This is a genomic window from Kurthia sp. ISK08 (genome assembly GCF_046159805.1).
GTDB lineage: Bacteria > Bacillota > Bacilli > Bacillales_A > Planococcaceae > Kurthia > Kurthia gibsonii.
In genome coordinates this window covers 50,176-71,988 of sequence record NZ_JBJXHL010000001.1, presented here as the reverse complement: position 1 = coordinate 71,988, position 21,813 = coordinate 50,176, and the positions used below count along the sequence as shown (strand labels likewise).

The following is a 21,813-nucleotide window of genomic DNA, read 5'->3' as shown; positions in this document are numbered from 1 at the left end:
TGTTCTTATAACATGATTAGTCAGGCTCTCCGATTTTATAGTTGGAGAGCCTTTCTTACTAAAATACATAGATAGATTTCATATATGGATGCGGGGATCAGGATGAAAAAAAAAGACTGTTTATATAGCGAAAAATTAGATGGTAATAGCCCAATCTGCCCTGAAACAATGTGGGCATTATTTGACCATTTATCAGAAGGTGTCATGATTACCGATGCAGATAAAGTGATACTTGCCATTAATCCAGCTTTTGAATTTGTAACAGGCTATAGTGCAGGGGAAGCATTAGGGAGCAAACCGCACTTGCTGCAGTCGGGAATACATGCGAAAAGTTTTTACGATAAGATGTGGAAAGAGATTTATGCAACAGATAAATGGTCAGGAGAAATTTGGAATCGTCGCAAAACAGGTGATGTCTATCCCGAATGGTTGACAATTATTGCAATTAAAAATGATGATGGGGATACAACACATTATTGTGGTATTTTTGAAGACCTTTCGGAAAAGAAAATTGCAGAGCGTGAAATTCAAATTCAAATGAATACAGATACATTAACGGGTTCTGAAAATAGCTATTCATTTATGAACCGCATGAATGTGCTTTTAGAAGCTTCTGAGAAGAAAAATTTTGAACATGCATTGCTATTTTTAGACATGGACCGTTTTAGTCATATTAATGAGTTAGGTCATTCGATTGGTGATAAATTATTAACGGAAGTTGTACAGAGGTTGACGCCGTTTATTCGCAATAAGGATATGCTAGCGCGTTATGGCGGTGATGAATTTGTTATTACTTTGGCACACATTCACCATCCGAAAGAAGCAGTTCAACTAGCAAGTAAGATTATTGAAACATTTGAAGAACCGTTTTTAATTGATGAACATATACTCTACACAACGGCCACAATCGGGATTAGTTTGTATCCAGAAGATGGACATAATACTGAAATTCTGATTAACAAAGCAGTGAAGGCAATGGAATATGCGAAGAAGAATGGGCGTAATCAATTTGCTTTTTATTTTGACGAACTGAATATTGGAACGAATCGCGGTTTATTAATTGATCATGAATTACGTAGAGCAATTAAAAATAAAGAGTTTGTTTTACATTATCAACCGAAAATTGATTTAACGACAAATACAATCATTGGTTTTGAAGCATTGGTTCGCTGGTATAACGAGACCCTTGGCTTTGTACCGCCAAATGATTTTATTCCGTATGCAGAAGAAGTGGGACTTATTATTCCTTTAAGTGAGGTCATCATTGAAAAAGCGTGCCTAGATTGGTTAACCTTAGAACGTGCAGGTTACGGTCATATTCCAATCGCTATTAATATTTCAAGTATTCACTTCCATCAACCAAACTTTATTGAATCGATTCAAGAAATTTTACAACGCAATAATTGCTCTCCAAGAAATTTTGAAATTGAATTAACGGAAAGAACGGTGATGAATAATGAAAAAGAAACGATTCGTCGACTAATTCAGTTGAAGCAATTAGGTTTTAAATTGTCGATTGATGACTTCGGCACAGGGTATTCATCATTGTCATATTTAGTACAGTTCCCATTAAACCATTTGAAAATTGATCGTAGCTTTATTCAATTAATTGGTTCTGTTAATGAGAAGCAGGCAGTTGTTGATGCCATTATTCAAATGGCACATCGTTTGCATATGAAAGTCATTGCAGAAGGTGTGGAACAAAAAGAACAAGTGGAATTGCTAAGAAATATGGGCTGTGATATGATTCAAGGATATTATTATTCTAAACCGTTGCCATTAGAAGAGGCGATTGATTACGTAGAATTTTGGAAATTGGAGATAGAAGGGAAATAAGCATGACAAAATTTAATTTAGTAGCTACAGCAGCTATGGGACTTGAAGCCATTGTAGCAGATGAACTAAAAGCCTTAGGATATGAAACACGTACAGAAAACGGAAAAGTGTACTTTGAAGGAGAAGAGCGTGATATTGCACGTACTAATTTGTGGTTACGCGTAGCAGATCGTGTAAAAATCGTTGTAGGTTCTTTCCCAGCAAGAACATTTGATCAATTATTTGAAGGTGTTAAAGCATTACCTTGGGAAAAAATTATGCCAGTTGATGCAGAGTTCCCTGTAACAGGTAAGTCTGTAAAATCAAAATTATATAGTGTGCCAGATTGCCAATCAATTACGAAAAAAGCAATTGTTGAGCGCATGAAAAAAGTACATGGCCGTTTAGGTATGCTAGAAGAAACAGGACCGAAATTCAAAATTGAAGTATCAATCTTAAAAGATGTGGCGACACTAACAATTGATACATCAGGTGCTGGTCTTCATAAACGTGGGTACAGAACAGAACAAGGTGAAGCACCACTAAAAGAAACATTGGCTGCAGCACTTGTATATATTTCAAAATGGACACCAAATCGTCCGTTTGTAGATCCTTTCTGCGGTTCAGGTACTATTGCACTGGAAGCAGCGATGATTGGACAAAACATTGCACCAGGTTATAATCGTGAATTTATTAGCGAAGAATGGCCATTTATGAAACAAGAGATTTGGGATGAAGTACGTGATGAGGCAGACCAAGCTGCAAATTACGACCAACCACTTCAAATTTCAGGTTCAGATATTGATCACCGCATGGTTGAAATTGCAAAACGTAATGCACTTGAAGCAGGTTTTGGCGAATTGATTGACTTTAAACAAATGCAAGTGTTAGACTTTACAACACACGCTGAAGATGGAGTTATGATTGGAAATCCACCTTATGGTGAACGTATTGGTGAAGTGGAAGCAATCGAACAAATGATTAGTGATATTGGTCATATGATGAAAGCTTATCCCACATGGTCTGTTTATATGCTATCTTCGATGGAGAATTTTGAAGAGCTATATGGTCGACGTGCAACAAAAAAACGTAAATTGTTCAATGGTTTCATTCGAACAGATTATTATCAATTCTGGGGACGCAAATCACAGAAGAAATAAAAACAAGAGAGGTTGTCTATTTAGACAGCCTCCCTTTGTGTTGAAACATAGTAGATGAGAGGGGTAGATAGTATGCGACAATCACTACCATTTGAATTATCAAAAGAACAATCATTCTTTGATTCTTTAGGCGACTGGATGGGTGACGTATTATACGATGAACTTCCGGAAAAAGGATTGGAATGTCGTGATGAGCAGATTTTTATGGCTTATCAAATAGAAAAAGTATTACGTGAAAAGTCTATTTTATTCGCGGAAGCAGGTGTAGGTACAGGGAAAACCATTGCGTACTTATTACCAGCTATTACGTATGCTCGTTATACAGGTAAACCTGCATTAATTGCATGCGCAGATGAGACGCTAATTGACCAATTGGTTAAAGAAGGCGGAGATATTTATAAACTGCAAAAATTATTAGATTTAAATATTGATGTACGCTTGGCAAAATCGCGTGACCAATATTTATGTCTAAAACGTTATGAAGAAGCAGAGCAATTCATGGACGGGGAATATCTAGATGAGATTGCTGTGTCGATTCCAGAAGGCGTGTATGATGCTGGTGGATTAGGACTTTATGGCGCACGCAGTGATTACCCGAATATTTCAGATGAAGAATGGCAGCATGTGAATTATAACTATATCCAACAATGTCAGGTTTGTGATGTCCGTAATCGTTGTGGTCAAACATTACATCGTGCACATTACCGTGAAGCGACGGATTTAATTATTTGCTCACAAGATTTCTTAATGGAACATACGGCAACGAAAGAGTCGCGTGAACGTGAAGGGCAATTACCGTTACTACCAGAAGTATCGATGATTGTATTAGATGAAGGACATCTTCTTGAATATGCCGCGCAAAAGGCAATGACGAACAAAATTCAAGATTACACAATCGTGAAATTATTAGATCGTTTAATGGTTGATGGACTACGTGAAAAAACATTATTACTGATGGAAAAATTACAAGATGGTCATGAACTATTCTTTGACCAATTACGTGATGATGTGATTGATACGGATGATGAGCGTAAACGAATTCAAAAAAGTCCAACGCTAATGAAATTAGGTCAAAAAGTGATTGAAACAATTGGCGAGTTAATGGAAGAATTCGTCTTTGAATCAGAAATGTATGTTATTCCGGAATATGAGCTACGCATGGCAGAAGAGTTCTTAGACCAATACGAAGCAGCAATGCGCATCTTTGTGTCGCAAAGTAATGCGATTGACTGGTTAGAAGAAACGGATGGCGAAGAAACATTAGTCATCATGCCACATTTAATTACAGAAGTATTAGAGAAAAAACTATTCTCTAAAAAAATTCCATATGTCTTTTCTTCAGCTACTCTATCCATTAATAAAGACTTTAGTTATATTGCGTATAGCTTAGGAATTAAAAAATACAACTCATTCTCTGTAGAATCACCATTTGATTATGAAGAAGTAATGAAGATTCATGTTCATGAACTTGAACAAGCTGAAAAAGCGACGCGCGTTGCCTCTTTATTAGAAGAATCAACAGAGCAAACTTTATTATTATTCAAATCAAAACAAGCGATGCAAGCATTTAAAGATGTTTTAACAGATGAACAAAAAGCAACAATTGGTTTTGAAGGTGATCGCGAGCTATCTTCATTAGTACGTGATTTCCAAGCAGGTAAATTACACACGCTAAGTTCATACCATTTATGGGAGGGACTCGACTTACCAGAAGAAGCATTAACACGTGTGATAATTGTGGACTTACCATTCCCACCAAGTGATCCATTATTTGATGCGAAGCGTTCATTCGCAGATGATCCATATGTTGAAGTGGAGTTACCATTCATGCTTCTTCGCTTACAACAAGGTATGGGCCGTTTAATTCGTACAACAAATGATCATGGTACAATTCATATTTTAATGAATGAAGAGGAATTGAAAAACCTACCTGAGATTGAACCGATTTTTGCAGTAAAACCGACTTTTGAAAAATAGAAAAAAGGCTTTGACATGTACTAACTTGTCAAAGCCTTTTTCTATGTGACAACATGTGTGAATGAATATGCATTTTAAAAGTGAAAAATATTTATTTTTAAATTTGTGTGATTTCTGTTTGCTTTTTAAGGTTTTATTACTTTATAATAGAAAACCCAAGTAGTTAAGAAAAGAGTGATGGGTATGGGAAATCGAAAAGTACGTCTTTTTATTGCGTCAAGTTTAGATGGCTATATCGCAACAAAAGAAGAGTCACTTGATTGGCTAGAACAGGTGGAAGGCAAAGGAGATAATGGGTACTCACAATTTTATGAAACAGTCGATACCGTTATTTTAGGCAAAAAGACATTTGACTGGTTAATCAGTCAACGATTATCTGAATGGCCTTATGCCGAAAAACAGTGTTATGTTTATACGCATCAACAGCTTCAAGATATGCAAGATATTCACTTTACAAAAGAGCCTGTAGCATCACTTATTCATACATTACGACAACAGCCAGGTCAAGATATTTGGGTTGTCGGTGGGGGAGAACTCATCTATTCTTTTTTAGAGCAACACTTAATCGATGAGGTTATTGTTACAATGGCGCCAATTTTATTAGGAGAAGGAATTCCTCTTTTTAAACCAGGTTTCTCACCCGTAGAATTAACATTGCAGCAAACAAAAACATATGGTCAGTTTGTAGAATTACATTACATTGTAAAAAAGTATAAAAAAAAGAGCGCTATAAAGTGCGCTCAAACAAAGTAGAATAACTAAGTTACATATAGACTTCTTTATACGAATTAAGATCTTCCAATAAATTTGTTTCTTGGAAAACTTCAAGTGAGTATTGTGTCTTTTCTGTAATTGGTAATTCTACGAAAATATTCATATCAAAATAAATTGGTAGTTCTTTAGAAGAATGTAAAATCGATTGTGCAGCACATTCTAGGCAATTCCCCACTTCTAAATGGTCGTCAATAAATGTAGCAAAATCGATTGTTTCACGATTATTTTTTGCGTCAAATAGAATTTCTAAATCGCCATCAATCATAACGGATACCATTTCTGTTAATAAAAGAGCGTTCATAAAAGAGCTGCCCTTCTCAACACGATTGATATCGTGAATAATGTGGAAAGTTGGATGTTCGTAAATAGCTTTTAAAATTTCTGCAAGTACTTCATTTGAAAAATCTACCTTCTCGCTAAACTGAACGACTTCGTAAGGTTGTTCAATCATAAACCAGATATCTCTATATAAGGTAGGGTAGTATGCACTTGTTTCGGTCTTCTTTTTTAAAATTTCTTCTAATAATGGAACCTCAACAATATTCATATAAAAGAGTTCTTGATAATAATCGCTTACATAAAGAGAGCTATTATTCATCTTCTTATATTCATGGATCGTTGTTTGCATGTAAATCTCCCCTTTAAAAAAAATTGGTTAATACTCTGATGGTGATTCTCAAAAGATGATATTTTGAGGTGCAAAGTATTTCAACTTCACATTGTCCAAAAAAATAATGGACTCGTTTGGCTGGGCTATTTCGAAAAGTTTCTCACATGACAAAAGATGACGACAAAATAAATAAGTTATCTATATTTTGAGTTCCCTGTGAAATACATGCTATGTATGAGTTTGCTGTGCGTTTTCTGATGAAGAATCTGTGCCTATAAGTACATACTAGAAAAAAGCAATGCAATCAATAGAGAACTGCCATTATACAAATAACGTTAATATTTAGTGAATTATCTCTTTAAAATTTTACTAAAAAATTACCAAAAAATAGATATTATACCTATTTGAATTAGCATTTTTTGTCATAAAAACAGCGGAAATACAACAAATTCGCGCTTTTATATTCACTAAATCGTAACATAAGTCTAAAGGTAAATCATGAAAAAATCAAACTTATATTAGAATATCATTCGAACGAGCTAGAAAATTACCACAATTTATATCCCTTTGAACCAAGTGGTGCATTTGAAATAATATCGTAAATTGGGTATGAATAAGCAATTAATAATAGCGCAATTAAAATGATAATCCATAGTTTAAAGTTCTCTAAAATAGCCGGTGTTTTTTGTGCATGATCAGCAACTTCTGCTACTGGGAATGGCTCAAAACCTTTCGGTGCAAAGAAAAGCATTTGAACAAGTATATACATAAATAATAAAATGGCAATAAATAGAATAGTTCCACCAACAGCTTGTGCGATTTGGTAGCCAATCCATGTTTGTGCAATTTCAGCACCTCCATATTCTGAGAATGCAGAGCGTCTTGGTGCGCCAAGCAAACCAACAATATGCATCGAACCTGACATAATCAACATACCAATTGCCCATAAAACCGTTTGGATTAGACCAAGTCGGTTTATTTTTTTTGTTAATTGTCGACCTGTTAAATGTGGAATTAAGAAATAAGAGGCACCAAAGAATGTCAGTGTGACCGTTGTAGCAATTGTTAAATGAAAATGCCCTGTCACCCAAATGGTATTATGAATTAATTGGTTCATTTGATAAGATGCATTAACAATTCCTCCAGCACCGCCCGGAATAAAGGCAAGCATACCGATAAAAGGTGCTAAGAAACGAGCGTCAGACCAAGGTAACTTTTTTAACCATCCAAAGAGTCCTTTACTCCCTAACTCACGACCACGCAGTTCAAATGTAGCGAATAGTGAAAAAGCAGTAAGTAAAGAGGGAATGACAACCATCATCGTTAAAATAACTTGTAAAAACTTCCATGAACCACCGATACCAGGTTCAGTTAATTGATGGTGTAAGCCAACCGGTACAGAAAACAATACGAATAAGATGAACGAAAGTCTGGCAAGTGCATCCGAAAAAATCTTTCCACCGATGATTTTTGGCACGGCGATATACCAAACCATGTAGGCAGGTAAGAGCCAAAAATATACAAGTGCATGACCAAATGACCAGAAAAGTGTACGTGATAATAACACATCTACACGTTCCACCCAACCAAGTGACCATGGAAGTAATTGAACCAATAATTCAGTTGTGACACCAATTGTAGCAATAAACCACATTAAATTGTTACATACGACCATAAAGCTGAGTAGCGGTGTAATCTGTTTTGGATTTTCTTTTTTCCATTGTATGTAACGACGGGCTTGTGCAAATGCTGTAATCCAAGAGCCAATCATGACAAGTGAAAGTCCAGCATAAAAAATCCAATGTGCTTGTAGTGGCGCATAAAATGTATAAAGTACAGATGCCTCATTTAATAAAACCATTGTAGCAGCCATAACTGTCCCAGTAGACATTACCCCGAAACCAATCCAGCCTAAACATCTTTCTTTAAAAGAAAATGTTCCTGTTACACGACTCATAGCGGCTGTTTGAAAACCAAAAATGAAGAAGGTTGTAAAGACAAGTGCTAGAAGAATGCCATGTACAGTTAATACTTGATAATAGCCAATAGAGTAGGGAAGTTCGAGTGCGCCACTTCTCACGAATACTTGTATTAAACCGGCAATCCCACCAATTAATAAAGCAGTAAAAGCGAAAAGAAGGTAGGCGAGTGCTAGCTTACAATCGCGTAAATCGATTTGTAAAGATTTCATTTAGAATCCACCACCTTTAATGTTGCGTGCATTTCAGCATGTCCCATTCCACAGTATTCATTACAAACAACTAAAAACTCGCCCTTTTTATTGACGGTAGTTGTATATTCAGAAATATGTCCGGGCTCTAACATCATATTAATATTTGTTTTAGCAATTTCAAATCCATGCACAACATCTTTAGAGGTCGCAATAAACTTCACTTTAGAATTCACAGGAATTTTGATTTCCGATGGTTCATATAAAAAGGCAGATGCTACCACCACTACTTCATAATCCCAATCCTTTCCTGCTACTTTATGGACACCTGGCTTATTAAATGGTGCGATTTCACTCACTTTTTCAGGATTAATTGTTTTTTGTGAATTAGGTGTTTCATGACTATTATTTAATGCCATTAGACCAGTAATTAATAGAAAAACAATTAATGAGCCAATACCAAACACGAGCCAATATTTTTCATACTTATGCAAATGCATGGGTGTAAACCTCCTCTAGTTAGAAACGATTCATAAAAATAGCGAAGCATACAAACCAAATGATGATTATGATGATACCGACTGTCATAGAGAGATAAAAAGTTCCTTTTAATTTTGAATCGGATGTGTTTTTTTCTTTATGCATAAAAATCTCCTTTCTATGTATGCTTATCCATAGTTTAGTCAAAACGACATAATATAGATGTGATTTTTATCACATCAAAATAAGAGAATGTGAAGTAAATGTGAAATTGTTTTGAAAAACGTAATAATTCAGTATGTAAAAAATAGAGATATTTATTATAATTAATATTAAAATGTTAATTCGTTTATCGAAATAAAAGAATAGACCTACAAAATAAGACAAAAGGACTTGTACAAAATATGTACAAGCCCTTTTAAGGAAATGAAATTTCATTGCTCTCATGTATGTAGACTTAAGAAGCTTCAATAGATAAAAGCATTGTTACATGACCAATCTCTTCCATTGAGATTGGCAAAGTGAATGTTTGTGTAGATATTGGTAAATGTGTCTCACTTACCATGACAGTTGGGGTAGTAATGTCTAACTGAATATTATGTTCAGCACTATAAATACATAATTTACCAGCAACCATATTTCCAAATTCTCCAACGAACGATTCTAAAAGTTCGCCATCAATCTGAAACCCATATAATGACTCACATAGTTTTTGAAATGAATTGTGATTGCTGTCAATAATCATACGTGCTTTTACATCACCAATTACATTGATCAAAACACTATATTCTAGATGCATATTAGGTGCAGTAAATGAAGAGGGAGACTGAATTGTAACTTGCTTTGGTGAAATTTCTTTGAAAGCGTGAATGATGCCGTTAAATAGTACTTGGTATTGAGCCGAAATACTCATACATACTCCCCTTTCTTCATGACTTTTAATCTATGATACACCGTTAGTTTAAAGAATACAATAAGAGAATTAATTGAGAAACTATTTCAATTAGATTGACAAAATAAAAAAAACTCGTTATGATAATGATAATCAATGACAATTAGAATTTAAAAATAAAAAATTATATTATCAAAAAGGGAGCGGTCATCATGCTTTTCGCACTTGTTGGAATGACAATCGTCGCTTGTGGTGTCACAGTTAAATACGTTTTATCAGAAACAACCGCACATTTGAAATAAATAAAATGATACTTTTGTTGCCGAATAGCTCACTTAGAGTTATTCGGTTTTTATATTTTTAAATAAATTTAATTTTTTCACGTAAAAAAATAACATAGAAGAAACGTAAAAATAAATAACTAAAATCTTCTGATTTGGAGCAATTTTTGTTTTTCCTTTTACAGACACATGATAGAATGGGATGAGTAACTACATATAGAAAAAGGAGATCGAGCCTTTCATGACTGTTTTTGAAGAAAAAATCCAATTATTATTGAAGAAAACTGCGTTACAGTACATGGTCTATAAAAAAAACGAAGATCATGAACGACTAGCAAAAACACAACTTTTTGCTGAGAAGTTAATTAAGAAAGAATATGCAATTGGTTTTGCAGGTCATTTTTCTGCTGGTAAGTCGAGTATGATTAATGCGCTTACAGGTGACCAACTACTACCGTCTAGCCCAATTCCGACAAGTGCTAATGTAGTTAAAGTGCATAAGTCAGAAGAAGATTATGCAATTGCTTATTTAGTAGGAGAAGATCCTGTTCGCTTTAACTCAGATTATGATATTAAAACTGTAAAAGAATTTGCAAAGAATGGTGCGTTAGTATCACAAATCGAGATTGGACATAGCCAGTCTGTATTACCGATGGGTGTTACAGTGATGGATACACCTGGAGTCGATTCAACAGATGATGCACACCGTATGTCAACAGAATCAGCACTTCACTTAGCGGATCTTGTTTTTTACGTGATGGATTATAATCATGTGCAATCAGAATTGAACTTCCAATTTACGAAAACATTAATGAAGCATAATCCGAATGTGTATTTAATCGTGAACCAAGTAGATAAACATAAAGAACAAGAATTATCATTTGAAGAATTCAAACAATCGGTTGCAGATTCATTTGCAAACTGGGGTGTTTATCCAAAAGGTATTTTCTTTACATCATTAAAAGCGAAAGATTTAGCTTATAACGATTTTGACCATGTAAAAGAAATTGTTATGAACAGTATGGATGGTTGGCAAGAGCAATTAATAGAAAATGCCGAAAATACATTAGCACAAATGCATGATGAACATGGACAATTCTTAGAACAAAATAAACAAAGTATTATGGAAAGCAATGAAGATTTACTATCTCAAAATGATTGGGCACGTAAGTTAGATATTTTAGATGAGTACCAATCTGTAGAACGTCAACTTGAGTTATATTCAGTTGAGAAATGGGAGATGTCTTTCAATAATCAACGTGATGAATTACTTGAAAACGCTGTCTTAATGCCATTTGAATTACGTGACCGTTTAGCAAGCTATGCGGAATGTATGCAAAAAGACTTTAAAGTAGGTATGTTCTTTGCGGCGAAAAAGACGGAAGCAGAGCGCGCTCGTAGACGTGAAGATCTATATGATCGCTATAAATCAGTTGTTCAAAACCAAATTACAGGTCATATGTTGAACTTAATGAAGAGCTCTTTAAGAGAAGTTGGTGCTTTAACAGATGAATTATCACTTGAAATTGATGAATTCAAATTAGATATCCCATTCTCTGTTATTGAAGATGAGATGCGCATTGATGCAGTAGCAGGAGATGCCTTATTGAACTTTGCAAATCGTGTTGTTTCGGCTACACGTATGTGGTTCAAACGTGCAACAGATGACTGGAAGCGCGAGAAAATGGCGTATATTCAAGAATTATCTCTTGTAAAAGTAGAACCTCTGAAAAAGAAAAAAGCAGCGATGACTGAAAAAGTAGCAATCATCAATGATGTACTTCATATTGAAGAACAACAAAAATACTTTGAAGTTCAGAAAAATGTCGATGTACGTACACTGAATAAAGAAGCAGATGGCTATATGGAGCGCTGGATTAAAGGGGAAAAAGAAGCGCGTGAACATATGCGTGTATTCGATCCATCTATGATTGCTGTGGAAGAAAAACAAGAAGAAGAACAAGTGGATGACGATATATCACAATCTACGTATAATGTTCAATTGGATCAAGCGATTCAAAAAGCATTAAAAACAGCACATGCAGTAGAACCGATTGCTGGTTTCCAAGAAGTATCAAACTACTTGAAAAATAAAGTCGCGCGTTTAGAAGAAAAAGACTTTACGATTGCTTTATTTGGTGCATTTAGTGCAGGGAAATCTTCTTTCTCAAATGCTTTAATGGGTCAAAAAGTGTTACCTGTATCACCGAACCCAACAACAGCAGCGATTAACAAGATTCGTCCAGTATCACCAGACCACCCACATGAAACAGCGGATGTAAAATTAAAAACAGTCGAACAAATGACAGAAGATATTGTCGCTTCTTACGGTGCAATTGGTGTTCACGTTACATCTTTAGATGATGCCTATGCAAAAGCACAAAAAGCACTTGATGTGGAATTAACAGATGAGCGTTTGCATGTTCATAAATCGTTTGTACGTGCATTTGCACAAAGTTATGAAGAATTTAAAGATGTATTAGGTACAACGATTCGTACAGAGCGCGAAGAATTCGAACGCTTTGTTGCACAAGAAAATCGTAGTTGTTTCGTAGATTCAATTGATTTCTACTTCGACTGTGAATTAACACGTCTAGGTGTTACATTAGTTGATACACCAGGAGCAGACTCAATTAACGCGCGTCATACAGGCGTTGCATTTGAATACATTCGTAATGCGGATGCGATTCTATTCATTACGTATTATAACCATGCTTTCGCAAAAGCAGACCGTGAATTCTTAATTCAATTAGGTCGTGTAAAAGATGCCTTCGAATTAGATAAGATGTTCTTCGTCGTAAATGCGATTGACTTAGCAGCAGATGAAGAAGAAGCAGAAGATGTAAAAGCGTATGTACGTAACGAATTATTACGTTTTGGTATCCGTAAACCACGTCTATTTGGTGTGAGTAGTCTACTTGCTTTACAGGAGAAGGTGGAACAGACAGAACTTGCTTCTGGTATGCCTGCTTTTGAGGAAAGTTTCCATCACTTCTTATCAGAAGAATTAATGGCTCTTGCTGTTCAAGCTTTAGTAGAGGAAACAGATAAGACGACAGATCGTTTATCATCATTGATTCGTCAAACAGAGGAAAACTTATCACGTAAAGATGAGCGTCTAAAAGAATTAGACCAAATTGAACAATTTGTTCGCTCGTCTATGGAAAAAACGGCAGCTGCTGTAATTGAACGTGATGTGGCACAAGAGCAAAAAGAGTTACTATACTATGTATTACAGCGTGTATATTTCCGTTATACAGATTTCTTTAAAGAATCGTATAACCCAACGGTATTTAATACAAAATCAACATCAGATGCACTTGAGTTTGCACTCACTGAATTAATGCAAAGCCTAGGATTCGACTTTGAACAAGAGATGCGTGTAACAAACTTCCGAATTTCAAAAATGATTGTGACAAAAATTTCAGAACGTTATACAGCAGATGTTCGTCGCCTACGTGATGTCAACGAGAGCTTCAGCTTTACACCATTCGAAGTGGAAGATCCTGCAATTTTAGATTATACAGGTCCATTTAAAGACCCATTCAAATATAAAGCGGTCAATAAATATTATAAAAATCAAAAAGCCTTCTTTGAGAATAATGATCGTATTTTATTACGTGATGCACTTGAAGAAATGTCAAAACCAGATGCACAAGCTTATTTAGATGAGCAGTCTGCACGTATGACTACTTGGGCAGAAGAACAAATTCAAGCAATTGCGGAGCAATTGAAACAACATATTGAAAATCAAGCACTTGAACAGCTTGATACAGAACGTTCGCTGCTTCAAGAAGATAGTAAACTAGCGGAATGGAAATCAATCTTTGAAGAGCTTGTAGAAGCAACAGTATAAATAAAAGAAGAACGCATGCGACTATAAAGCATCCATTGATTCCACAATTTCGTCTAATGATAATAGATTGAGGTGATCAAATGAGAAAATTATTCGCATGGGTTCTCTTTTTTGTCTTAATTTTAGGTTCCTATCAAGCCATTCAATATGCGCTTGATCGACCTGAATTGTCGAGAATGTTTTCAGAAGTAAAAGAAACAGTAGATCAATCTATTGATACTTTCTCAGATAAAAAAGAGGAAAAAGCGAAAGATATTGTGTTGAAGGATACAACAGGTAAACAAAAAGGAACATTTACCAATGAATACGGTGAACAATGGCAAATGACGCATAATGGCTATGAGCAATTCACACTTGAATCGTCGAATGGAAAGGGTGGTTATATTGCAGGGAAAGGGCGTACCTTGTTTAACACAACGATTGGCGAGACGACATATGGAGAAGTGCAAAAACAGTACGGTGCACCTTTAGAAGAAATTCGTAAAGGTAATAAGATCTTTAAAATGAATGATGATAATAAAAAAGAGATGTTATTGTATGAAATAGATGGATACTATGTGACGTTTTTCTTTGATGTTCATAACGCAAATCGCTTACGCGCCATTCAATATATTCCATATAATGTGGAACAGAAAAAAGAAGGATTCTATGGTCCTTCATCGAATGCTTTACGTACGGGGTTTGAACAGTTGATGATTGAACTGATGAACCAAGCACGTGTAGAACATGGATTAAAGCCACTTATTTATGACAAGGGATTAACAGCTCAAGCACGCGCACATAGTCAAGATATGATTGACCAAAACTATTTTTCACACACAGGAAGTAATGGAAGCACACCTGAATCACGTATGAAAAATGCGGGTTATTTGAACGAGCATTTCTATGCAGAGAATTTAGCTTATGGGCAGTACAGTAGTATTTTTGCTCATGAAGGTTTGATGAATAGTTTAGGGCATCGTAAAAATATCTTAAACAAAGATTTGACACATGCAGGTGTGGGTGTTGCATTTGATGCTGAAAATGTTCCGTACTACACGATTAATTTTTATACACCATTTTAAGGGGGACTCTGTATGGGACACGTATTTATTCAAGCAAAGGATATACCAACAAATGAACAAGCTGTATGGATTGACGCACGCTATGACTTAGCAGATAGCGCATATGGTCGCGCACAATATGATATAGCGCACATTGTTGGTGCAATACACTGGGATTTAACGAAAGATTTATCCGACATGACAAAAGAAAAAAGCGGACGTCATCCGATGCCAACTAAAGAACAATTACACGACCTATTTGAACGAACTGGTATCACATATGAAACACCTGTCTACATCTATGATGGTGGCGGTGAACCGTTTGCTACGAGAGCGTATTGGTTATTACAATATGGTGGTTTTACAAATGCGCGCGTCATTGCAGATGGTCTAGAAGGCTTAAAGCAAGTAGGTTTTGAGACAACAACCGTTGAACCGAATCCAGTGCGTTCTAATTTGAATATTGATTGGCAAGATCAAATTTATGTAGATCGTGCCTATGTTAAAGAAGTAACAGAAGGTAAGCACGATAAAGTATTAATTGATGCACGTGCTCATCGTCGCTATATTGGTGAAATCGAACCACTTGACCCTATTGCAGGACACATTCCAACTGCACGAAATTTTGATTGGGAACAGCTAAAAAAGGGGAATACGTTATTTATAAATGACGAAATAAAAAAAGTTGCTTCCAAAGATGAAAACATTATTGTGTATTGTGGTAGTGGTGTATCTGCGTCGCCGCTTTACGCGGTATTAAAAGAATTAGGATACGAACATGTTCAACTTTATACAGGAAGTTATAGTGATTGGGTGATGCATTATCCAATTGCGACAGGAGAGGAATAGTCGATTTTTTCCTTTTTAAAACGCTAAAATAGGCGTACAATAAAGGAAGTAACTGTAGAAAGAAGGAACAACATGGATATCGAATTTCTATCCAAAATTTTATCCATCATCTTACTTGATTTAGTATTAAGTGGGGATAATGCGGTTGTTATTGCGCTTGCAACACGAAAGTTGAAGCCTGAACAACGGAAAAAAGCAATATTGATTGGTACAGGTGGAGCAATTGCTTTACGTGTTATTTTAACAGTCATTGCTGTTCAATTATTAGCGATTCCATTTGTTAAAGTGGTCGGTGGTTTATTACTATTCTATATTGCATGGGATTTACTGAAGTCAAACGGAGAAGATGCAGATGTAGAAAGTGGAAGTACGTTATTCGCAGCTGTACGCACAATTATCGTAGCTGACTTCGTTATGAGTTTAGATAATGTTCTTGCAATTGCAGGTGTAGCAGATGGGCATGTTGGTTTAGCAGCACTTGGACTATTAATTAGTATTCCGATTATCATTTTTGGTAGCCAATTAATCATTAAGCTGATGAATAAATTCCCGCTACTTATTTGGCTAGGGGCGCTCTTAATTGCCTATACAGCAGGAAGCATGATTGTGAGCGACCGTTATGGTAAGTATCTAGTTGACTGGACATTCCCAGCGATGGCACAATTAATCCCAATTATTTTCTGTATTTTATTAGTGTTCATTGGGGTTTGGACAAAACGTGTACAAACAAGAAAATACCGTTTATAAAAAAACTTGAGTCACTTATACGTGGCTCAAGTTTTTTTGTGTAATTACTTATAAATGGTGAACTATCAACGAACGAATTCCGCGCATAGTTAATCATTTAACTGCAATTGATAAATTTTGCGTGGTCGTCCTGTTTGACGTGGACTTTCCTCTGCAACTACTTTAGCAAGCCCCGTCATTTCGAGTTCATTTAATATACGACGCGCACTACGCGGTGTCATTTGTAAATATTGAGCGAGTTCATTAGCAGAAAATTGTTCTGTACCACGTTTATGAATAATCGATGATAATTTTTGCAAAGTAACGGCACTCAATGAAGTTTTTTGACGGATTGCTTCAATTTGTTGTGATGAATAAGAATAGGTGAGTTGCTGAGCTTCTCCGAGAGGTCCTGTCATACTTCGATCATCAAAGCACACCATCCAAGAACCTTTTCCATTCGTTCGACTTTGCATGAGTGCATGCCACGCATTCACTTCTGCCTCCTGTGCAGAACGCCCGATACCAATACCGCATGTTAAATCTTCTAATTGTTGTACAGGTAGTGAGGACACTTCAGCTTTTTGTGAAAAGTTTTCTGTAGCATCTTGTAAAAAGCCACGTGTAGAAAAAATAGCATAACGTCCGAAACCAATCGTCAAAATCGATCCTTGTACTTGTTTGACGTAGGGCATTAATTGTTGCATAAATTGACGTTCAACATCATGTAAATGCTGTGTTGTAAGAGCGGTTGTATCTTGTTCGTGCATCACAACATCGTACTCGATAATTTGTACCGCAATTTGTGATTTTTTAAATTGTAATGTTTCATATACACGACGCATTTCAGAAACAGCTGATTCCATCGAGATTTCTGTAGGGAAAATACGATAAGCCGGAATGCCTTCTTCACGCAAAATTGCATCGATTGGATGACCTGTAATGGCTACTTTTGATAATCCTTGTTCAAAACAAGTACGATGGAATTGGATTAATGGTTCAAAATCGAATGTATCAGATTTTACACGTGGCGCATGTTCGGTCATACCTACTTGTTGAAGAGCGATGAGTACATCTTCCTTTGTAATCGCATCAAAACTAATTTGGTCAGCTGTAACACCATGGGTATACGCAATTTTTAAAAGTAAGCTGTAGAGCGCTGTTCCATGAATTTGAATATGTAAAATGGGTACTTCCAGTTTGCCCCATTCTTGAACGATTTTATATGTAATGGGTCCCGTACAAAGCCAAAGATCCATCTGTGATTTTTGTGGTAAGACGTATTTTTCTAAATCTTGTTCGTCAATACATGTGAATGTGGAACAGGTGAAGTCATTTATTTTGTGTAAATATTCACGAACAATTTGTAATGAATCGTGTGGACCGATTAATCCTACTTTTATAGACAAAATCGACACATCCTTTCTTTCTATTAGTATAACAAGTAAATGAATGGATATACAAAAAATAATTTATGATAGAATATTTATACACTTTTATGTACTTTTATGATATATTATGGACTAGACCTAAATAAGACCGTTTTAACTAAAAATTAAAAATGCTATGAAAACAGAAAAATAAGATTTAACAGAATATTTCTACACATACGAGAAGTTTTATGCTATATTATGGACAAGTCCTAAAGTTATCCGAAACTGATGGACAATTATTTGGGGAGAGAAATGCAACAAGAACAACATTGGGGGCTAGAGTATGAGCAACAGCAAAAGACATTTTATTTTTTCACTTTTATTTTTAGGATGGATTATTGACTCCTTAACACTGTTTGGAATGAACATTGCCATTATTCCAATTAGTAAAGAACTCGGTCTAACCGAAACACAGAGCGGTATGATTATTAGTAGTTTTTGGTTAAGTAGTGCCTGTATGACTTTAATTGCAGGTTGGGTATCTGACAAATTCGGCTCAAGAAAAGTCATTGTGATAGCATTAACGATTATTTCATTATTTTCACTATTAACAGGTATGGTTGGTTCATTCGCAAGTATTTTAATCATTCGTCTTGTACTTGGTTTAGGTGATGGTGGTTTACCAACAGGTAGTGGTGTAGCCATTGCAGAAATTTATAAAAAAGGCGTACGTGCGCGTGCAAAGTCATTTTTACTTGCAGCACAACTAGGCGGAAGTGTATTAGCACTTTACTTAACAGCACTCATCTCAGATGTGTATGGTTGGCGTGTGATGTTCTATATCATTGGTGGTGGAGGATTACTCGTTACGATTCTATTAGCGATTTTCTATCATCCGCCACAAATTCAAAGAGAATTAGCTCAAAAAGCAGCGACACCTAAATTGCCACTTCGTGAATTGTATAAACAAAAGATGCTATGGATTATTGTCGTGATGTATTTTGGTTCAAGTATCGCACAGTGGGGCTTTTCTTCTTGGATGCCATCTTATTTAGAAAGTGCGCGTCATCTGAATTTACAAGAAGTAGGTTCGATCTCAATGATTCCACAAGCGTTCGGTTTAGCTTCAGCGATGATTACAGGTTATTTAATTGATAAACAGTTAGCAGGAAAAGAGAAGTTTATTATTTTATTCGGTGCGATTATGGCAAGTGCTTGCTTAATTTTCATGTATAACGCACAAAGTATTCAAGCAGCTGTCGCATTCCAGTGTTTATATTCATTAGGCGGTTCAGCAATTAGTATGACGGTTTTATCGATTCCACTAAAATACGTATCGGAACGAATTGTCGGTTCGTTCATGGGGACGATGTATTTTGTAGGGGGATTAGCAGGCTTTATTGCACCAACAGTAATGGGTGCTTTAGTGGATGCTTTCCATACATTTGAGTATGCATTCTTCTTCTTAATTGGTGCATTACTTGTCACTGCATGTTGCTCATTATTCTTTACACTTCGTTCAAGTAATGAAGTATTTGAAGTTCAATCTAAAACAAAAGTTCAACAATCATAGAAAGAAGGTTTTTTCATGGGAATTCATGAATTTGTATCCGAAATTATTGAACAAAATAAAGATACACTTGTAGATGTCAGTAACCAAGTATGGCGTTTTGCTGAAACAGGCTTTCAAGAGAAAAAATCAGCACAACTACTTGTTCAAACATTAAAGAATGAAGGTTTTACAGTAGAAGAAGGCGTAGCAGAAATTGATACAGCTTTCATCGGAAGTTACGGTAGCGGTAAGCCGGTCATTGCATTTTTAGGAGAGTTTGATGCATTATCAGGGCTTAGTCAAGAAGGTGGTCAAGTGAATTATGCGCCTGTTGAAAAGAACGGGAATGGACATGGTTGTGGACATAACCTTCTTGGAACAGGTTCACTTGCAGCAGCTCTTGCAGTTCGTGATTATTTAAAAGAAAATGAGTTGTCAGGCACAGTACGTTACTATGGTTGCCCAGGTGAAGAAATTGGTGGCGGTAAGACATTTATGGTACGTGAGGGATTGTTTGATGATGTTGATTTTGCCCTAACATGGCATCCAGGATCACGTAACGAAATTATGTCGATGGCTTCGCTTGCTTGTTATGAAGTGTACTTCAAATTTAAAGGTGCGAGTGCTCACGCAGCAGGAAGTCCACATTTAGGACGTAGTGCGCTTGATGCAGTGGAACTGATGAATGTCGGCGTCAACTATTTACGTGAACATATTATTCCTGAAGCACGTGTTCATTATGCGATTACAAACACAGGTGGCTTTGCACCGAATGTTGTGCAATCGGAAGCAGAGGTATTATATTTTGTACGTGCACCGCGTGTATCTCAAACAGAGTCCATTTACCAACGTGTCTGTGATGTGGCGAGAGGTGCTGCATTAATGACAGGTACGGAAGTGGAGATTGATTTAGCTTCAGCATTATCAAATGTCATTCCGAATACGGTTTTAGAAGAAACGATGTATGCGCAGTTCGAACAACTAGGCGTGCCAACACATACAGAAGAAGAACAACAATTCGCACAGGCGATTCGTCAAACTTTAGCAGAAGCAGATAAAAAAGTAGAAGAAGAAGTAGACCGTCGTTTAGCAGGTAAAGATTTAGCAGATGTTATTAGTCCATACACACCAGCGAGTAATGTATTCCCAGGTTCAACAGATGTCGGTGATGTGAGCTGGATTGTTCCAACAGCGCAGTGTATGACAGCATGTGAAGTGTTAGGTACAACACTTCATACATGGCAAATTGTTGCGACAGGTACAACATCGATTGCACATAAAGGAATGATGCATGCGGGTAAAGTGATGGCAGCAACAGCACTCCAATTACTGCATAATCCAGAGCTTGTGGAGCAGGCAAAAGCTGAGTTAGTGGAACGTAAAAATGGCGAGGAATATATGTGTCCATTACCAAAAGAAGTGAAGCAGTATCAAGTAAGAGATTATATGTAAATTGAGAGAAGGGGATTGCTACTATGCAGTCCTCTTTATTTTGATATAAAATGAGACATTTTTAATCGTATGTCTCACTACGCGACATTAGAGAAAAATTACTTCTTTTCGCATGATTTGATTGTTGTTATAGTTTTTTCTTGCAACAAGTTCAGAAGAGAAGGAGTATACATATGAAAGGGATACAACATCTTTTTTAATGAATTAAGAAAGAGGTATAAAATGGCTGTTTATCATGATTTTGAATTTGTTGATGAAAGAAATGATTGTGTGATTGCCAAAATTAATATAGAAGATATTTTTTTAGATTATGTAATGGAACAACAAGCATATGAGGTTGATTGTCTTTATAATTTGATTCCATTAATTAATCCTGGCTATGTTAAAGAACCTTATAAGAGTAAAGTCCCGAGTGATAAGGGGCTCAATTATTGTGGGATATCTGTTATTAATCATTATAGTTTTGATTACTTGAAAAAAATATTTCTAGAATGGATAGATATATTAGAAAAACTAGATGATGAATATTATTATCCTTATTTAGTTGATTTGAATGAAGATCAATTAGCTGAGATTTCTTTTGAAGAAATGAAGGGATTAAAAGAAACGTTTTTTGTTAAGTCTGAAGTTCTGAAAAAACTAAATATATGTATGCATTATCTAGAAACAATGAATTCTCCTGATATTGTAATTTATTATTATGGGATTTAATGTGAATGTACTTTTGATTTAAAATTATTATCCAAAGAAGATTTTATTGAAGCGTTGATTGAAACAATTTAATAATCTAAAAAAATCGTGCT

Annotated in this window: 16 protein-coding genes; 11 read left to right on the top strand and 5 right to left on the bottom strand. The window is 35.8% G+C overall.

Going from position 1 to position 21,813, the window contains the following annotated elements:
- The first annotated feature begins 102 nt into the window (after positions 1-102).
- The 4 genes from ACKVQX_RS00330 to ACKVQX_RS00315 all read left to right on the top strand — a co-directional run bounded on the left by ACKVQX_RS00330 (position 103) and on the right by ACKVQX_RS00315 (position 5,705).
- Entirely contained in the window at positions 103-1,836 is a 1,734-nt protein-coding gene (locus ACKVQX_RS00330; RefSeq protein WP_409135912.1) for a putative bifunctional diguanylate cyclase/phosphodiesterase, read from the top strand.
- Between the two features lie 2 nt (positions 1,837-1,838).
- Positions 1,839-2,975, top strand: coding sequence for a class I SAM-dependent RNA methyltransferase (locus ACKVQX_RS00325; protein WP_068454280.1), 1,137 nt, complete (start codon positions 1,839-1,841; stop codon positions 2,973-2,975).
- A gap of 72 nt (positions 2,976-3,047) precedes the next feature.
- Positions 3,048-4,952: an ATP-dependent DNA helicase gene (locus ACKVQX_RS00320; protein WP_409135911.1), complete on the top strand. Its 1,905-nt coding sequence runs from the start codon at positions 3,048-3,050 to the stop codon at positions 4,950-4,952.
- A gap of 183 nt (positions 4,953-5,135) precedes the next feature.
- Positions 5,136-5,705: a dihydrofolate reductase family protein gene (locus tag ACKVQX_RS00315; protein ID WP_409135910.1), complete on the top strand. Its 570-nt coding sequence runs from the start codon at positions 5,136-5,138 to the stop codon at positions 5,703-5,705.
- Between the two features lie 10 nt (positions 5,706-5,715).
- On the opposite strand, the gene ACKVQX_RS00310 is transcribed toward ACKVQX_RS00315, so the two are convergent.
- From ACKVQX_RS00310 to ACKVQX_RS00295, 4 genes are all read right to left on the bottom strand, one after another.
- On the bottom strand, positions 5,716-6,354 hold the full coding sequence (locus ACKVQX_RS00310; RefSeq protein ID WP_409135909.1) for a hypothetical protein: 639 nt from the start codon (positions 6,352-6,354) through the stop codon (positions 5,716-5,718).
- A 529-nt stretch (positions 6,355-6,883) separates the two neighbouring features.
- Positions 6,884-8,527 carry a b(o/a)3-type cytochrome-c oxidase subunit 1 gene (locus tag ACKVQX_RS00305; RefSeq protein ID WP_409135908.1) on the bottom strand — a complete coding sequence of 548 codons (1,644 nt, stop codon included), beginning with the start codon at positions 8,525-8,527 and terminating at the stop codon, positions 6,884-6,886.
- Positions 8,524-9,006 (bottom strand): cytochrome c oxidase subunit II, encoded by a 483-nt coding sequence (locus ACKVQX_RS00300; RefSeq protein ID WP_285216075.1) that lies wholly within the window; start codon positions 9,004-9,006, stop codon positions 8,524-8,526. Before ACKVQX_RS00300 ends, ACKVQX_RS00305 begins: the two co-directional genes overlap by 4 nt.
- A gap of 437 nt (positions 9,007-9,443) precedes the next feature.
- Positions 9,444-9,899 carry a chemotaxis protein CheX gene (locus tag ACKVQX_RS00295; RefSeq protein WP_068454262.1) on the bottom strand — a complete coding sequence of 152 codons (456 nt, stop codon included), beginning with the start codon at positions 9,897-9,899 and terminating at the stop codon, positions 9,444-9,446.
- 501 nt (positions 9,900-10,400) lie between these two features.
- Here ACKVQX_RS00295 and ACKVQX_RS00290 point away from each other — a divergent pair.
- From ACKVQX_RS00290 to ACKVQX_RS00275, 4 genes are all read left to right on the top strand, one after another.
- Entirely contained in the window at positions 10,401-14,015 is a 3,615-nt protein-coding gene (locus ACKVQX_RS00290) for a dynamin family protein (protein ID WP_409135907.1), read from the top strand.
- Between the two features lie 80 nt (positions 14,016-14,095).
- On the top strand, positions 14,096-15,079 hold the full coding sequence (locus ACKVQX_RS00285; RefSeq protein ID WP_087680068.1) for a CAP domain-containing protein: 984 nt from the start codon (positions 14,096-14,098) through the stop codon (positions 15,077-15,079).
- 12 nt (positions 15,080-15,091) lie between these two features.
- Complete coding sequence (locus ACKVQX_RS00280) at positions 15,092-15,907, top strand: sulfurtransferase (RefSeq protein WP_409135906.1); 816 nt, start codon at positions 15,092-15,094, stop codon at positions 15,905-15,907.
- A 72-nt stretch (positions 15,908-15,979) separates the two neighbouring features.
- The gene (locus ACKVQX_RS00275; RefSeq protein WP_409135905.1) at positions 15,980-16,654 is read left to right on the top strand and encodes a TerC family protein; all 675 of its coding nucleotides are present in this window, start codon (positions 15,980-15,982) and stop codon (positions 16,652-16,654) included.
- Between the two features lie 89 nt (positions 16,655-16,743).
- Here the strand turns inward: ACKVQX_RS00275 and ACKVQX_RS00270 are convergent, their stop codons facing one another.
- Positions 16,744-18,042 carry a hypothetical protein gene (locus ACKVQX_RS00270; RefSeq protein WP_285216079.1) on the bottom strand — a complete coding sequence of 433 codons (1,299 nt, stop codon included), beginning with the start codon at positions 18,040-18,042 and terminating at the stop codon, positions 16,744-16,746.
- A 307-nt stretch (positions 18,043-18,349) separates the two neighbouring features.
- Between ACKVQX_RS00270 and ACKVQX_RS00265 the strand changes: the two genes are divergently transcribed.
- From ACKVQX_RS00265 to ACKVQX_RS00255, 3 genes are all read left to right on the top strand, one after another.
- The gene (locus tag ACKVQX_RS00265; RefSeq protein WP_285216080.1) at positions 18,350-19,579 is read left to right on the top strand and encodes an MFS transporter; all 1,230 of its coding nucleotides are present in this window, start codon (positions 18,350-18,352) and stop codon (positions 19,577-19,579) included.
- 15 nt (positions 19,580-19,594) lie between these two features.
- Positions 19,595-21,010 carry a M20 family metallopeptidase gene (locus ACKVQX_RS00260; protein WP_409135904.1) on the top strand — a complete coding sequence of 472 codons (1,416 nt, stop codon included), beginning with the start codon at positions 19,595-19,597 and terminating at the stop codon, positions 21,008-21,010.
- 222 nt (positions 21,011-21,232) lie between these two features.
- Complete coding sequence (locus ACKVQX_RS00255) at positions 21,233-21,721, top strand: hypothetical protein (RefSeq protein ID WP_409135903.1); 489 nt, start codon at positions 21,233-21,235, stop codon at positions 21,719-21,721.
- Positions 21,722-21,813: the final 92 nt, after the last annotated feature.

What these genes read in the sequence shown, in the direction of transcription:
- ACKVQX_RS00330 (WP_409135912.1), top strand. Translation starts at nt 103, where the DNA reads ATGAAAAAAAAAGACTGTTTATATAGCGAAAAATTAGATGGTAATAGC.
- ACKVQX_RS00325 (WP_068454280.1), top strand. Translation starts at nt 1,839, where the DNA reads ATGACAAAATTTAATTTAGTAGCTACAGCAGCTATGGGACTTGAAGCC.
- ACKVQX_RS00320 (WP_409135911.1), top strand. Translation starts at nt 3,048, where the DNA reads ATGCGACAATCACTACCATTTGAATTATCAAAAGAACAATCATTCTTT.
- ACKVQX_RS00315 (WP_409135910.1), top strand. Translation starts at nt 5,136, where the DNA reads ATGGGAAATCGAAAAGTACGTCTTTTTATTGCGTCAAGTTTAGATGGC.
- ACKVQX_RS00310 (WP_409135909.1), bottom strand. Translation starts at nt 6,354, where the DNA reads ATGCAAACAACGATCCATGAATATAAGAAGATGAATAATAGCTCTCTT.
- ACKVQX_RS00305 (WP_409135908.1), bottom strand. Translation starts at nt 8,527, where the DNA reads ATGAAATCTTTACAAATCGATTTACGCGATTGTAAGCTAGCACTCGCC.
- ACKVQX_RS00300 (WP_285216075.1), bottom strand. Translation starts at nt 9,006, where the DNA reads ATGCATTTGCATAAGTATGAAAAATATTGGCTCGTGTTTGGTATTGGC.
- ACKVQX_RS00295 (WP_068454262.1), bottom strand. Translation starts at nt 9,899, where the DNA reads ATGAGTATTTCGGCTCAATACCAAGTACTATTTAACGGCATCATTCAC.
- ACKVQX_RS00290 (WP_409135907.1), top strand. Translation starts at nt 10,401, where the DNA reads ATGACTGTTTTTGAAGAAAAAATCCAATTATTATTGAAGAAAACTGCG.
- ACKVQX_RS00285 (WP_087680068.1), top strand. Translation starts at nt 14,096, where the DNA reads ATGAGAAAATTATTCGCATGGGTTCTCTTTTTTGTCTTAATTTTAGGT.
- ACKVQX_RS00280 (WP_409135906.1), top strand. Translation starts at nt 15,092, where the DNA reads ATGGGACACGTATTTATTCAAGCAAAGGATATACCAACAAATGAACAA.
- ACKVQX_RS00275 (WP_409135905.1), top strand. Translation starts at nt 15,980, where the DNA reads ATGGATATCGAATTTCTATCCAAAATTTTATCCATCATCTTACTTGAT.
- ACKVQX_RS00265 (WP_285216080.1), top strand. Translation starts at nt 18,350, where the DNA reads ATGAGCAACAGCAAAAGACATTTTATTTTTTCACTTTTATTTTTAGGA.
- ACKVQX_RS00260 (WP_409135904.1), top strand. Translation starts at nt 19,595, where the DNA reads ATGGGAATTCATGAATTTGTATCCGAAATTATTGAACAAAATAAAGAT.
- ACKVQX_RS00255 (WP_409135903.1), top strand. Translation starts at nt 21,233, where the DNA reads ATGGCTGTTTATCATGATTTTGAATTTGTTGATGAAAGAAATGATTGT.